This window comes from Streptomyces sp. Ncost-T10-10d, assembly GCF_900091955.1.
In the GTDB taxonomy this organism is placed as follows: domain Bacteria; phylum Actinomycetota; class Actinomycetes; order Streptomycetales; family Streptomycetaceae; genus Streptomyces.
In genome coordinates, this window is record NZ_FMDF01000101.1 from 34,083 (window position 1) to 48,071 (window position 13,989).

At 68.9% G+C, this 13,989-nt stretch carries 11 protein-coding genes and 1 pseudogene; 8 read left to right on the forward strand and 4 right to left on the reverse strand.

The genetic code is table 11. The features are described from left to right. Positions 1-14: 14 nt before the first annotated feature. Positions 15-887, reverse strand: a complete 873-nt coding sequence (locus GA0115254_RS15895) for a 4-hydroxybenzoate octaprenyltransferase (RefSeq protein WP_176740145.1) — start codon at positions 885-887, stop codon at positions 15-17. A gap of 187 nt (positions 888-1,074) precedes the next feature. Here GA0115254_RS15895 and GA0115254_RS47585 point away from each other — a divergent pair. Beyond that, positions 1,075-1,275: pseudogene (locus tag GA0115254_RS47585) on the forward strand (transposase); the annotation flags it as partial. 101 nt (positions 1,276-1,376) lie between these two features. Here GA0115254_RS47585 and GA0115254_RS46090 read toward each other — a convergent pair. Next, positions 1,377-1,673 carry a hypothetical protein gene (locus GA0115254_RS46090; protein WP_256102597.1) on the reverse strand — a complete coding sequence of 99 codons (297 nt, stop codon included), beginning with the start codon at positions 1,671-1,673 and terminating at the stop codon, positions 1,377-1,379. A 174-nt stretch (positions 1,674-1,847) separates the two neighbouring features. On the opposite strand from GA0115254_RS46090, the gene GA0115254_RS15905 reads away from it, so the two are divergent. Next, positions 1,848-2,297 carry a hypothetical protein gene (locus tag GA0115254_RS15905; RefSeq protein ID WP_093895940.1) on the forward strand — a complete coding sequence of 150 codons (450 nt, stop codon included), beginning with the start codon at positions 1,848-1,850 and terminating at the stop codon, positions 2,295-2,297. Between the two features lie 247 nt (positions 2,298-2,544). On the opposite strand, the gene GA0115254_RS43865 is transcribed toward GA0115254_RS15905, so the two are convergent. Further along, entirely contained in the window at positions 2,545-3,183 is a 639-nt protein-coding gene (locus GA0115254_RS43865) for a hypothetical protein (protein WP_141720837.1), read from the reverse strand. A 499-nt stretch (positions 3,184-3,682) separates the two neighbouring features. Between GA0115254_RS43865 and GA0115254_RS15910 the strand changes: the two genes are divergently transcribed. Both GA0115254_RS15910 and GA0115254_RS15915 read left to right on the forward strand, forming a co-directional pair. Beyond that, positions 3,683-4,135: a DUF5709 domain-containing protein gene (locus tag GA0115254_RS15910; protein WP_093895941.1), complete on the forward strand. Its 453-nt coding sequence runs from the start codon at positions 3,683-3,685 to the stop codon at positions 4,133-4,135. 224 nt (positions 4,136-4,359) lie between these two features. Next, a complete protein-coding gene (locus GA0115254_RS15915) occupies positions 4,360-4,728 on the forward strand; it encodes a nuclear transport factor 2 family protein (protein ID WP_093895942.1) in 369 nt (122 codons plus the stop codon). 309 nt (positions 4,729-5,037) lie between these two features. Here the strand turns inward: GA0115254_RS15915 and GA0115254_RS15920 are convergent, their stop codons facing one another. Further along, a complete protein-coding gene (locus GA0115254_RS15920; protein ID WP_093896001.1) occupies positions 5,038-5,847 on the reverse strand; it encodes an ArsR/SmtB family transcription factor in 810 nt (269 codons plus the stop codon). A gap of 236 nt (positions 5,848-6,083) precedes the next feature. Here GA0115254_RS15920 and GA0115254_RS15925 point away from each other — a divergent pair, with 236 nt between their 5' ends. The 4 genes from GA0115254_RS15925 to GA0115254_RS15940 all read left to right on the forward strand — a co-directional run bounded on the left by GA0115254_RS15925 (position 6,084) and on the right by GA0115254_RS15940 (position 13,934). Continuing rightward, positions 6,084-8,501 carry an endonuclease/exonuclease/phosphatase family protein gene (locus tag GA0115254_RS15925; protein ID WP_093895943.1) on the forward strand — a complete coding sequence of 806 codons (2,418 nt, stop codon included), beginning with the start codon at positions 6,084-6,086 and terminating at the stop codon, positions 8,499-8,501. Between the two features lie 410 nt (positions 8,502-8,911). Next, positions 8,912-10,465 carry a peptidoglycan-binding protein gene (locus GA0115254_RS15930; protein WP_093895944.1) on the forward strand — a complete coding sequence of 518 codons (1,554 nt, stop codon included), beginning with the start codon at positions 8,912-8,914 and terminating at the stop codon, positions 10,463-10,465. Between the two features lie 345 nt (positions 10,466-10,810). Next, positions 10,811-12,265 carry an MFS transporter gene (locus tag GA0115254_RS15935; RefSeq protein ID WP_093895945.1) on the forward strand — a complete coding sequence of 485 codons (1,455 nt, stop codon included), beginning with the start codon at positions 10,811-10,813 and terminating at the stop codon, positions 12,263-12,265. Between the two features lie 91 nt (positions 12,266-12,356). After that, entirely contained in the window at positions 12,357-13,934 is a 1,578-nt protein-coding gene (locus GA0115254_RS15940) for an FGGY family carbohydrate kinase (protein WP_093895946.1), read from the forward strand. Positions 13,935-13,989 lie beyond the last annotated feature (55 nt).

Below are 13,989 nucleotides of genomic sequence, written 5' to 3' on the forward strand. Positions count from 1 at the left end.
AGGATCCGATTCCCTCAGCCGAGGGTACCGAGCCGCCCGGCGAGCACGGCCACGAGGATGAGCAGTCCGCACAGAGGATTGGTGCCGAACGCCCGCCCGCAGGCTCCGACATCCGCAGGGTCGGCCCGCCATACCTGCCATCCCAACTGCCCCGCGACCACGCACAGTCCGGGCCAGTACAGCGGCCCGAGCCCGGCCACGATCCCGAACCAGGCGAGCAGCACCACACACCCCGCGTACACGCCGCCCACCACCACCCGGCTACGCCGCCCCAGCAGCACGGCGGCCGACCGCACCCCGGCCCGCACATCGGCCTCCCGGTCCTGGCAGGCGTAGATCACGTCCGTCCCCACGGCCCAGCAGATCAACGCCCCGTACAGCACCCCGCCCCCGAGCCCGAGCCCTCCGGCGAGCAGGCCGTACACCAGCGGCACCGTCCAGTTGATGGTGAGCCCCAGCCACACATGCGGCCAGTGGGTGACCCGCTTCATATACGGATACACCGCCGCGAGGGGTGCACCGGCCGCCGCCCACACCACGGCCTCCACACTCCAGAACCCCATCACCAGCGGAGCGACGGCCCCCACCACGACACACAGCACCAGCGCCCGCCCGGCCGCCAGCCGCCCGGAGGCGACGGGCCGCCCCGCCGTACGCGGCACCTGTGCGTCGAACCGCGCGTCCAGCACGTCGTTGAGCCCGCAGGCGGCCCCTCTCGACAGCACCCCGTACACCAGGAGCAGCAACCCGAGCAGGCCCCCGTCCCGGGGCCCGGCGATCGCTCCCAGGGCGATCCATCCGGGCACCACCAGCAGCCAGGCCCCCACCGGCCGGTCCAGCCGCAGCAACTCCAGATACGGCCGCACCCCGGCGGGGGTCCGCCCCACCAACCGGGCGGCACGGCCTCGGGCCGGGACTTGAGTCGGGACTTGGGCCGGGGCTTGTGAGGCGACGGTCATACCGATTCATGTCCCTTTCCAGAGGGATTGCATGCCGATCGGTCCAACCTAGCCCCGGCCGGGTGGTGCCTTCAAATGATCTCGAGGGTGGATCACGGTCGGGTGTCGACATGAACTGTCGTATGGCGAGAGTGAGTTCGTCCGGCCGCTGCTGCCCAAGTCGTTGCGGGGCAGGAAGCGGCTGGACGACCGCACCGTGCTCAACGGGATGGTGTGGAAGTTCCGTACCGGGACGGCTTGGCGGGACGTCCCTGAGCGGTACGGTGCGTGGGCCACGCTGCACACCCGGTTTCGCCGGTGGGCCCTGGACGGCACGTTCGAGCGGATGCTCCAGGCCGCCCAGGCAAGAGCGGACTCGACCGGCGGCATTGACTGGCACTCGCTGGGGTGGTCATCTACCCGCCCCGTCCTGATAGGTCACACATCAGCGAACACGCAGCATCGGAAGTGTCCCGCTTCGAAGGTCGGGTCCTGGTCCGTTTCGTCGATACAGAGGTCAACTTCCGGGATGTCGAGGACCCGCGCAGCCGCATCCGGATTACCTGGCACAAGCGCAACTTCACGGAAGTGCTCATGCCTGAACGGGGAGCGTCGATCGGAAATATCAAATGGCGGGCGCACATCCGCCACGACGTCCGCCCATTCGCGGCCACTGACGCTGAGGCCGAGCAGATAACCCAAGATCACTGGCCTGCGATACGTCGAGAGCTGCACGACGAGGAGCCGGGGGAATGGCGCAGCGTTCCAGCACCAGACGCCTGGAACGCACACCTGCCGTGAAGTAGGGCGCGCCGCTTGGCACCCGCCCGTCGCGCGCCGGGGCGGGCTGAAGAGCCTTGCGGCGAAACGAACTTGCCGGTAGACCGCTCCACAGGATGAAATGCACTCATGAGCAGAATGGCACAGGCCCTTGTCCTTGCACGGTACGAGGACGAGGTGATGGAACCGTTGACGCGGTTCGACGAGACGCGTACTTGGCACGGCTGTTTCGAGCGGATACCGGACTGGTTCGTCGGCGGGTGGTATCTCGAGTTCTTCCGGGAGAGCCAGCGCCGCGGGGTCCTCGCGGACCTGGAGGCGCTGCCGTGGAACGCGCCGGAGTGCGTCCAGGTCATGCTCCACGACGAAGACGACGATTGCTTCGGGCTGTGGATGTTCCAGGATGGGGCGCTGGTCGAGGTATCGATCCCGCGCACCCAGCGGGTCCACACCCCGCCACCGTCGTGGTGGGGTGACAGCCCCCGACCCGGATACCTGTGTCGGACGGACGGACCGGACGCAGAGGCGCTGTCCCCGCACTCCCCCGAGCACGAGCAGGACCCACGAATGTCCTGGTAACGAGAACACAGCGGGACAGCCCTTGGTCAACGTCCGGTCGTGCTGCTCGTGACCGACAGGGGCGGTGTCGTTCTGATTGATCTGGTCTCTGAGCGTGATTCATAGTGACCCCACCAGGGCGTTGAATCATGTCGAGCTGGGGCGACGTAAAACGGGGTTGGACTTCTGGATAATGCTCTCCGACTTTAGGTCGGGTGCACTGCGTGAAACTTTTTGACCTGAGCGGATAGGGGTCTCCTGGCGAGCGCTATGCGTGATATCTGGCATTCACCTGGTACGAAAGATCACGGCAGCTGGCGATGAAGTTGTTTGCGGCTTCAGAAGTGACCAAGGTAAGAGTGTGCGCTGCTCTGTCCCAGAGGTCTTTCAGCGACATGTAAACGGCCACCGCTCCGGGCTCGAGGCCCAGTCTGTGCAAGTGCTCCCACGAGATGTCCCACGGATGCCATCGAGCACCGTCCGGGGGGTCGGGGATGCGGCGCTGATTCAGGGCGTGGGTGAGATCTTCTTGGAGGAAGTCCCAGCTGCGGATAACGGCCAGTGCAGGAGAACGGATAGCCGTGAGTCTCGCGGACTCGTAGATACCGAATCCCTGGTTGTCGTTCCTTGGAGTCGGAACTTGTGGACTCTCCTGTTCAGGGTTTGGTTCATCAGATCCCTGAGAGGCCGGATCGTCGGAGGCAGGGGTGGTGGACAATTCTTCTGCGTTCTGTCGAACCTCCCGCGCGTCAGCCTCGAACTCGATCGCGCCTGCTGGCGTCTCCAACCTGGTCATCCGCGTGAATGCGTACTGAATGTGGGTGCGTAAGCCCCACACCAGGGCGACGGTGACCACAGGCCACACCAGGGTTTTCACGTACTCCAGAACGAGTTCAGCTATCTCCACGCGGCGAGACTGCCAGTCAGGGAACTGCCGGGCGTAGAGACCGCTGCACCTGTGACAGAGCTGAGACGCCGTCCGACCAGTGGGCGCGCAGTCGGCGCGCGGCAGGGCACGGATACTCTGGTTGTGCCGCTGGTTTTGGGCCGGGCGCGCCGCACGACGCTTGGGAACCTTTATGGCCCGGGAGGGTTTCGCCCTCAACAAAGAACCCCACGTTGCCGAGATTATTGACGACGTCGAACGGTCGCACTTTCAATCAATTCCACCGACCATCGCTCCTCGGCCCCGAACCCGTGCAGTGCGGGTCCCATCGCCCCTCGGACCGGCCTGCCACGCCCGGGCAGCGGCCCACGGCTGCGGGCTCACACCCGGGCCACTTATCCTGAACCCATACGGGCGGTTCGACGGCACTCGGGCGCTTACCGAATACATGCCCCCCTTTCTCCCGAGTCACGTGCGCGGCAGGCGCGACCGGGACCCCGAAACCGGGAAGGGACACACCATGAAGGACGCCGACATGGGAGACGATGTCTACCAGCCCCAACAGCCTGAGGCCTCCGACCCCGCCGAGCAGCTCGACATCGAGGACACCCTGGACAACCGGGGGCTGACCGACCTTCTCGATGAGGGTTACTCCCCGCCCGAGCGACCGTGGGCGGTGGAGGATCTGGGCACCACGGCCGCCGAACAGCACAGTGGCGAGCCGCTGGAGGGCCGCCTGGCACGGGAGCTGCCCGATGTCACCGAAGCCGACGGCGACGGCCTGGGAGATCTGTCCGACGGTGACGGCGAACTCTGGGACGCGGAGGTCGGTACGGTACGCGCCGGCCGACTGACCCGGCAGTTGGACATCAACGAGCCGGACACCCTGGCGGCCGAGGACGTCGGGATCGACGGAGCGGCAGCATCGGCCGAGGAAGCCGCCATGCATGTCGTCCCGGACAGCCTGGGGTGAGGAGGCGCTCTTCCCCTTGCCCCGACGCCGAAGACGCATCGGCGGGAATACGTTGACGCCAGGAATTCTGTACGTCCGCTCCACTGCGATGTGACATCTCACCGGCGGCCCTCCGACCATGACCTCGGAGGTAATCGACGCCTTCCACGCCATCGGACATCGTGTTCCTCACGAGCACACGGGAGCCCGGCCCCAGGGGCCGGGACGCGAGAGAGGACAGCACGATGACCGCATACGAGGACGCCGTTCAGCGCTACTTCGTCGCCTGGAACGCGGCCACCCCCGAGGACCTGGAGAAGGCCGTGGCGGCCGCCTTCACCGAGAGCGCCACCTACACCGACCCGCTGGCCGACGTGCGTGGCCACGAGGAGCTCACGGCCACGATCAACGGGGCCCATCAGCAGTTCCCCGGTTTCGAGTTCCGCCCGACCGGCACCCCGGACGGGCACCACGACATCGTGCGCTTCAGCTGGGAACTGGTCTCCACCGCCGACGGCTCGGCGCCTGTCGCCGGCTCGGACGTACTCACACTCGCCGACGACGGACGCATCACTTCGGTCAGCGGCTTCCTCGACCGGGTACCCGGAGCCTGAGCCGAGGGCAGGAGACAGCCACCACATGCACATGAGCTCCGCCGGTCCGATGCCGAGATGAACCTCGCCGCGGTCGGCGGTCTCGAACAGCCGGTTGGCGGGGCGCGGGGGCCGCGCAGCGTTCCGCCGCACCGGCGAAAGGCGCGGCGACCGGGGCCGCCGCCGAGCCGGCCGATCAGTTGACGCGCAGACCCGATTGACGCACAGTCAGGTGCTCTCGCCTGCGCCCGCCGTGTGCTGCCCGCGCATTGCGCTGCCGCGGCGGGCGCCCGGCGCCGCCCCGAAAGCCGGCGCCGGACCGCTTGGCCGTCATGCCGGCTCGTCGAGGAACTTCCCGCCTTCCAGAAGGGTCTTCAGCGACGAGAGAATCACAACCCAGCCGCCGCTGACGCCCTCCAGCATCTTGCTGTCCGGGCCGTCGAACCCGTCATGGGTGATCGTCAGCTTGATGCCCATCTCGGGCTCCTCGGCCGGCTCGATGTCGAAGGCGACCTTGGACCGCTCCTGGACGGCCTTGTCCCACTCCTCGTCCGAGGCGAAGTCGAACATCTGGCGGTGCATGGGCTGCAGGGTGTGCCAGGTGTACGAGAGCCGCTTGCCGGGCTCCGCCTCCAGGACCCGCTGACCGACCTCCTCGAACTCGCCGTCGGGGTCCATCTTCCAGCGGACCGGCGCGCCGACCTCCCAGGTCGACTCGGGACCGTAACCGCCCATGTAGATCTTGATGAACTCGGGGTCGGTCAGCGCCTGGTAGAGCTTCTCGGCGGTGGTCTGGATGTAGATGACGTAGACGAACTCGGGCTTGTCCATGGCCGTTCCTTCCAGGGTCTGTCCGATGTGGGACAGCGCGGTCGGGCGGTGGCGTTCGTACCGGCCGATCCAGCGGTCGGCGAGCTCCTGGATCGGCGCCGGGTTGAGGTAGTGCAGCTTCTCCCGGCCCTGGCGCACAGCGGTGACCAGCAGCGCCGATTCCAGCACCGCCAGGTGTTTGCTCACCGCCTGCCGGCTCATGCCCAGGCCCTCGCCCAGCTCGCGCGTGGTCTGACCGCCCCGGGCGTCGAGCCGGTCGAGCAGTTCCCTGCGGCTCGGGTCGGCGAGTGCCTTGAATATCGGATCCATCGCCGCCATCACCGTCACCATCGCCTGTGCGTGTCCTCGGCCCCTTTACAGCATAGGCAACCTCTTGGTTGCATGTCGAACCGGTGCCGGAGAAGACACCCCCACCACATCCATGCTCCTCGCCCCATCGCCTCCGGGCCGCCGGAACGATTTCTGGAATTAACTTCTGATGTCTTGTCACGGCTGGTTCTACGCGCATAGCTTTTGCCCTCACCACACTTCGGGAGCAGCCCACCGTGCACATATCCAGACCCCGTTCCGTCCTGCTGGCCGGCGCCGTCGCCGTGACTCTCTCGGCCACCGCTCTGCCCGCCGCCTTCGCGGCTCCGTCCTCGACCGCCGTGATCTCCGAGGTGTACGGCGGCGGAGGCAACTCGGGTGCGACACTCGCCCGAGACTTCATCGAACTGGCCAATGCCGGTTCCGCCTCGTACGACCTGTCCGGTTTCAGCGTGCAATATCTGCCGGCCTCCCCTTCCGCCGGTTCGCTGTGGCAGGTCTCCGCACTGAGCGGGTCCGTCGCCCCCGGCGGCCGCTACCTCGTCGCCGAGGCCGCGGGCACCGGCGGCACGGTCGCCCTGCCCACGCCGGACGCCACCGGCACGGTCGCGATGGCGGCCGGCGGCGGAACCGTCGCGCTGGTCTCCGGCACGACTCCGCTGACCTGCAAGACAGCGGCCGACTGCGCGGCCGACACGCGGATCGTGGATCTCGTCGGCTACGGATCCGCGGTCGTACGGGAGGGCAGCGGCCCGGCGGCGGGGGCATCGAACACCTCCTCGGTGGCGCGCGGTGCGTCCCTCGTCGACACCGACGACAACGCCGCCGACCTCACCGCGGGCGCCCCGACGCCGGTCAACTCGGCCGGTGAGACCCCCGGTGGCTCCGGCCCGGGTGACCCCGGCGGCCCGACCGAGCCCGGCACCGTGCGGATCCACGACATCCAGGGCACCACCCGGGTGTCGCCGCTGAAGGGCCGGCAGGTGACCGGGGTCCCCGGCATCGTCACCGGCGTACGGACCACCGGTTCGCGCGGCTTCTGGATCCAGGACACCGCGCCCGACGCGGACGCCCGGACCAGCGAGGGCGTGTTCGTCTTCACCGGCTCCACCTCCCCGGAGGTCGCCGTGGGCGACTCGGTGCTGGTCAGCGGCAAGGTGGACGAGTACTACCCGTCGACGACCACCCAGTCGATCACCGAGATCACCACCCCGAAGACGACGGTCCTGTCCTCGGGCAACGCGCTGCCGGCCCCGGTCGTGCTCGACGCGGCCTCGGTTCCGGACGCGTACGCTCCGTCGGCGGACGGCGGTTCGATCGACTCGCTGGCCCTCGACCCGTCGGCGTACGCCCTCGACCTCTACGAATCGCTCGAAGGCACCCGGGTCCGGATCTCCGACACCCGGGTGACGGGTGCGACGACCGCGTACGACGAGGTCTGGGTGACCGTCAAGCCGGACGAGAACCGGACCGGGCGGGGCGGCACGCTGTACTCCTCGTACAACGACCAGAACACCGGCCGTATCAAGGTGATGTCGCTCGACCCGGCCAAGCCCGTCCCCGTCGCCGACGTCGGCGATGTACTGTCCGGCGCCACCACCGGTGTCATGGACTACGCGTCGTTCGGCGGCTACAACCTCCAGGCCACCGAGCTCGGCACGCTCACCGACAACCACCTGCGGCGCGAGGTCACCCGGAAGCAGAAGGGCAACGAGCTCGCCGTCGCCACGTACAACGTGGAGAACCTGGACGCCCTCGACGAGCAGGCCAAGTTCGACACCCTCGCCGAGGGCGTCGCGGTCAACCTCTCCTCCCCGGACATCGTGTCGCTGGAGGAGATCCAGGACGACAACGGTGCGGTGAACGACGGCACGGTCGGCTCCGAGGCGACGCTGAAGCGGTTCACCGACGCGATCGTCGCCGCGGGCGGTCCGCGGTACGCGTGGCGGTACGTCGCCCCCGAGAACGGCAAGGACGGCGGCGAACCCGGCGGCAACATCCGCAACGTCTTCCTCTTCAATCCCGAGAGGGTCGAATTCGTGGACCGCGCGGGCGGTGACGCGACCACCGCCGTGACCGCGGTGAAGACGAAGAAGGGGGTGACGCTCTCCGCGTCGCCCGGACGGATCGCCCCGACCAGTGACGCGTGGGCCGACAGCCGCAAGCCGCTCGTCGGCGAGTTCCGCTTCCACGGGAAGCCGGTCTTCGTCATCGGCAACCACTTCACGTCCAAGGGCGGCGACCAGCCCCTGCACGGCCGGTACCAGGAGCCGCGGCGCAGCTCGGAGACCAAGCGGGTGAAGCAGGCGGCGGAGGTGAACACCTTCGTCAAGTCCCTGCTGGCCGCGGACGATTCGGCCCGGGTCATCACGCTCGGCGACCTCAACGACTTCGCCTTCTCTCCGACGATGGACGCGCTGACCAGCGGCGGGGTACTCAAGCCACTGATCACCACGCTGCCTGCGAGCGAGCAGTACAGCTATGTGTACGAGGGCAACTCGCAGACGCTGGACCACATCCTGACAAGCCCCGGCGTCCGCCGCTTCGACTACGACGTGGTGCACATCAACGCGGAGTTCGCCGACCAGGCGAGCGACCACGACCCGCAGATCGTACGGGTGGATGTCAACGCCCAGGGCCACGGCGGGCACTGACCTCCGAAGCCTGCGCGAACGCGCCGGCCGCAGGTGGGGACGTCCGGTCGCCGGACGTCCCCACCTGCGTCGACATGTGGATCGGGGCCGGCCCGTACCGACTGCCCGGATCCGCTTCTCACGCCCTGCGCGCCGGATGCACGCGCGTCGACTCCGCGGGAGGGCGGCCGGTCCCGGCGCCGTCTGACGTGCGCCTCTCGGCCCTGCCCGGTGACCGCCGAACAGGTCACCTGGCAGGGCTCCGACCTGCGCCTCAACCGCGTTGGAGTGAAGGGGAGTTCGACACGCGGTCAGATGATTGTCATGCCCTGTACACGCCGATACTCTGAGCGGGCTTCGGCCCCTCGGCCCACCCCACTCGGGCCCGGGGGCCGTTCTTCTCTCTCCCCCCACACAGAGCAGGAGCAGGTATGCCCAGACGAGCCGCCGCCCACACAAAGCGCCGCGCATCCGTCCTAGCGGCCCTCACCGCCACGGCCCTGGCCGCGACCGGAAGCCCGGCCTTCGCCGCTCCGGCCGACGACCACTCCATGAACCGGGCCTTCGCACAGGCGGCCGCGAAGTTCGACGTTCCGCGTGATCTGCTCGCCGCCGTCGGGTATGGCGAGACCCATCTCGACGGCCACTCCGGGCGCCCCAGCCAGGCGAACGGGTACGGCGTGATGCACCTGGTGAGCAATCCCACGAACCCGACGCTGGAGCGGGCGGCCGCCCTCACCGGCGAACCCCTCGCCGACCTCCGCACCGACACCGAGGTCAACATCCTGGGCGGCGCGGCGGTGCTGCGCAGTTACGCGGACAAGCTCGGCCTCGACGACCGGAAACGCGACGACGTCAACGCCTGGTACCCGGCCGTCGCCCGGTACAGCGGCTCGACGGGACCCGCCGCCACCCTCTACGCCGACGCCGTGTACACCTTCCTGGCCAACGGGCTCCACGCCACCGTCCCCGGTGGTGAGCACATCTCGGTGACAGCCCGTCCGGTCTCACCGCAGAAGGGCTCGCTCGACACCACCGACGTACGCACACAGAGCACCGACTACCCGTCCGCACTGTGGGTCCCGGCCCATGCGAACAACTTCGCCGTGGGCCGGACGGCCAGGATCGACAAGGTGATCATCCATGTCACGCAGGGCTCGTACGCGGGCTCGATCAGCTGGTTCCAGAACCCGACGGCCGAGGTGAGCGCCCACTATGTGGTGCGTTCCTCCGACGGTCAGATCACCCAGATGGTGCGCGACAGCGACACCGCATACCACGCACGGGGCCAGAACGCCTCGGCGCTCGGCATCGAGCACGAGGGGTTCATCGACGACCCCTCCTGGTTCACGGACACGATGTACCGCTCCTCGGCAGCCCTGACCCGCCACCTGTGCGACCGGTACGGCATCCCGAAGGACCGGGCGCACATCATCGGGCACAGCGAGGCACCGGGCAACGACCACACGGACCCGGGTCCGTACTGGGACTGGAATCGCTACATGCAGTTGGTGGGCGGCAGCACCGGCGGCGGCAACAGCACTGACACCCTGAGCTTCACCTCGTACGAGACCCAGCGCAGCGGTTCGACGGGCCCCCAGGTCAAGGCGGTTCAGCAGCTGCTGAACGAGCAGGGATACGCGGTGGGCGCGGTGGACGGCAGCTTCGGCCCGGCCACGAAGAACGCGGTGATGGCGTATCAGGCGAACCACGGCCTGACGACCGACGGCGTCGTGGGAGGCAGGACCTGGACCGCGCTCCTGTCCGCCGGTCCGACGACGCCCCTCGAACAGGGCGCCTCGGGCGACGGAGTGAAGCGGCTCCAGCGCTCGCTGACCGCGGCGCTCGGCTCGACCGTCGGCATCGACGGGAGCTTCGGCCAGGTGACGGCGACGGCGGTGCGCAGCTACCAGGCGAGCCGGGGCCTGACGGCCGACGGCGTCGTGGGGGCGAACACCTGGGCGGCGCTGCAGGCGGGGCACTGACGAAAACCTCACGGGCGCGGGGCGGGGTGATGCGGATCGCGCACCACCCCGCCTTTCGCATGCCGCTCGCGCTTCCCTGTCCGGTGCCGTGCATCGCCCTCCCGCCCTCACAACAGCACCGTCAAGGCCCACGTCACATTTGAGTAACCTGCCGGAAACCCTTGACGTTTCTCCTGACTCGTTCTTAACCTCACTGCGTAGTTCGTACTTCTTGCAGTTCACGTGCTGCGGCGCTTTCCGCAGTGTTTTGACAGGCACAGACATAGACCACCTGTCGGTGGTTTCGTCATGCCTGTTTTTTTGTGCTCCCCGTGCCGCCGATGGGTCTTCCTCGAAGGCGGATTCATGGCACAACGTCCGAGCGTCAAAGGCGTCGCCGACGTCGTTGCGCTCATCGATGGGCTGGGAAAGATCACCGGCCGGGCGCAAGTCATCTGGTTTCTCGTGTTCGGCGGGCTGTTTCTCGACGCCTATTCGAATGCCGCACTGAGCGCCGGTCTGGGACCGATGACGTCCCAGATGGAGCTGACCAGCACCCAGGTCTCGATCCTCACGGCCACCGCTCCGGCCCTGGCGATCATCTTCAACCCGGTCGGCGGCTGGCTCGCCACCCGGATCGGCCGCGTCCCCCCGCTGCTCATCGCCAAGGTGTTCGCCATCGCGGGCGCCCTGCTCGCCGCCTTCGCCGGTGACTTCACCGTCGTCTGGTTCGGCCGGGTCCTGGTGGGTGTCGCGTACGGCATCGACTTCGCGGTCGCCATGGCGCTGCTCGCCGAGTACACCCCCGCGAAGCTGGGCGGCCGGCTGAACCTGTGGCAGGCGGTCTGGTACGTCGCCACCACCAGCAACCTCGCGCTCGCCCTGCTCTTCTTCAACCTGGACGTCGGTGCGGACATCTGGCGCTGGTCGGTCGGCTCGGCCGCGATCGTCGCCGCCACGCTGCTCGTGGGCCAGTGGCTGATGCTCAAGGAGAGCCCCACCTGGCTGGCGAGCAAGGGCCGTCTGGACGAGGCGGTCGTCAATCTGGACAGGATCTACAAGATCAAGGCCGTCGCCGGCAACCCCGACGAGGCGACCCGCGCCGCCACCGAGGCGCCCGCCATCGGGTTCCGCCAGGCCGGACTGCTCTTCAAGGGCGAGTACCTGCCGCGCACGGTCCTCTCCTCGGTGATATCGCTCGGTCAGTCGATGCAGTACTTCGCGGTCGGCTGGTACCTCCCGCTGATCAGCCTGACGATCTTCGGTGAGAGCTTCGAGAAGGCCACCATCGGCTCGATGGTCTTCAACGCCTTCGGTATCGCGGGCGGGCTCCTCTCCGCGTACTTCGGTCGCCGGCTCGGACTGCGGCTCAGTTCCGCCGCCGGTTTCGCCGGGGTCTTCGTCGCCCTGCTCGCCATGGGGCTGACCTTCGAGAAGGTGCCCACCGCCGTGGCGTTCCTGCTGCCGGTCCTGTTCATCCTCTGCCATTCCTCGGGCCCCGGCGCCAACGGCAAGTCCATCGCCGCGCTCTCCTACAGCAGCGATGTCCGTGCGCTCGGCACCGGTGTCACCGGGATGGTCGGCAGCTTCGGCAGTGTCGTCGGGCTGTATGTCTTCCCGCAGATCAAGGACTCGCTCGGGCTCGCCGACACCTTCCTGGTGCTCTCCGTCGTACCGCTGCTCGGCCTGATCACCTGTCTGGCGATCAAGTGGGACCCGACGAAGGCCGCTTCGCCCGACGAGGTGGCCGGGCAGGACCGTGCCGCGCCCGGCGCCCGGACCGGCTCGACGCAATCCGCGAAGTCCGTGACCGCGCGCTGACCGGCCGCCGGACCTGTCGCATCACACGATGGTCCTCTCCCCTTCCGTATCCCTCCACACAGCTCGCGATGCTCGCAATGAAAGGGCTGCAATGACGCAGACGTTCCCCGGCGCCGCCCCACGGCGCGGTGTGCTGTCCATCGACGAGGGCACCACGGGCACCAGGGCCGGAGTCGTCCTCGACTCGGGCGCCACCCACGAGGTGTTCTACCGGTCGATCAAGGTCAGCCATCCGGACGACCTCTCGGTCGAGCAGGATCCGATGGAGATCTGGACCGCCACCGTCGAGGTGGCGCGCCGGGCCGTCGGCCGGGCCCGCGAGGAGGGCATCGGGATCACCGCGGTCGCGCTCTCCACCCAGCGGGCCACCGCGATGCTGTGGGACCGGGTCAGCGGGCGGCCGTTGCTGCCCGCGGTGGTGTGGCAGGACCGGCGGTACGCGACCGAGCTCACCGCGTACGAAGCCGAGTGGGACGCCGCCCTGCTGGCCCGTCAGGGCCGGCCGGTCGGCGCCCGCGCCCCGTTCCTCTGGGCCGCCCGGCAGATCGCCGCACACCCGGAGGTGGCCGCCGCCCACCGCGAGGGCCGGCTGCTCTTCGGCACCGTAGACACGTGGCTGATCTGGCGCCTCACCGGCGGCGCCGTGCACGCGACCACACCGACCAATGCCGCATCCACCGGCGGCTATCTACTGGAGCGGCACGCCTGGGACGAGGAGTGGATCAGCCACCTCGGCTTCCCCCTCGACCTGCTGCCGGAACTCCGCTCCGACGACGCCGGATTCGGTACGACCGACCCTGCCGCCCTCGGGATCGCCGTCCCGCTGGCCGCCTCCATGGGCGACCAGCACGCCGCACTCGTCGCGCTCGGCGGCCTCGCCGCCGGGCAGGGCATGTGCGTGTACGGGACCGGTGCCTTCGTCGACGCGGCGACCGGCACCACGCCCGCCCTGCCCAGGCCGGACATCTCCGGGGTGCTCGCCCAGCCCGGCCGGCGGCAGGGCGACATCAGCCACTACAGCCTGGAGGCGTACACCTCCACGGCGGGTTCGGCGCTGCGCTGGCTCTGCGACGACCTGGGGCTGTTCGCATCGCCGAAGGAGCTCGGTGAGGAGGCGGGCCGGGTCCCCACCCGGCCGGGCCGCACCCCGCGTTTCGTCCCGGCACTCGCCGGGGTCCGTACGCCGGTCTGGCACCCGGAGGCCACCGCCTCCCTCACCGGGCTCACCCTCGCCACCACCCGCGCCGATCTCGCGCGCGCCGTGCTGGACGGGATCGCGCACTCGGTGTGCGACCTGATCGACGGGGTCGCCGACACCATGGGCACGCCGTTCACCCGGCTCCGGGTCGGCGGCGGCGTCTCCGGCAGCGACCCCCTCATGCGGATCCAGGCCGACCTGACCGGCCTGCCGCTGGAGCGGGTCTCCGACTCCGCGACCGCCAGCCTGCGCGGCACCGCCTATCTGGCCGGTGTCGCCCAGGGCCTGTGGTCCTCGCTGGAAGAGGTCGTCGAGGCGCAGCCGCACGGCCGGGTCTTCGAGCCGTCGATCCCGGCGGCCGAGCGCGCCGAGCAGCGGGCCGCCTGGCGCGACGTGCTGATCGCCCACCTGAACGACCCCGCACTGCTCCCTCCGAAGGATCCCGCACCCAAGCCTCACACCCCCCATTGACGGCCCCTCACCGTCGCACTGGCGCCCCGTACCCGACTACGCGGCCGCCGCACCG

Coding starts and splice junctions, on each gene's coding strand:
- GA0115254_RS15920 (WP_093896001.1), bottom strand. CDS start 5,847: ATGGATCCGATATTCAAGGCACTCGCCGACCCGAGCCGCAGGGAACTG.
- GA0115254_RS15940 (WP_093895946.1), top strand. CDS start 12,357: ATGACGCAGACGTTCCCCGGCGCCGCCCCACGGCGCGGTGTGCTGTCC.
- GA0115254_RS15930 (WP_093895944.1), top strand. CDS start 8,912: ATGCCCAGACGAGCCGCCGCCCACACAAAGCGCCGCGCATCCGTCCTA.
- GA0115254_RS15910 (WP_093895941.1), top strand. CDS start 3,683: ATGAAGGACGCCGACATGGGAGACGATGTCTACCAGCCCCAACAGCCT.
- GA0115254_RS15905 (WP_093895940.1), top strand. CDS start 1,848: ATGAGCAGAATGGCACAGGCCCTTGTCCTTGCACGGTACGAGGACGAG.
- GA0115254_RS15915 (WP_093895942.1), top strand. CDS start 4,360: ATGACCGCATACGAGGACGCCGTTCAGCGCTACTTCGTCGCCTGGAAC.
- GA0115254_RS15935 (WP_093895945.1), top strand. CDS start 10,811: ATGGCACAACGTCCGAGCGTCAAAGGCGTCGCCGACGTCGTTGCGCTC.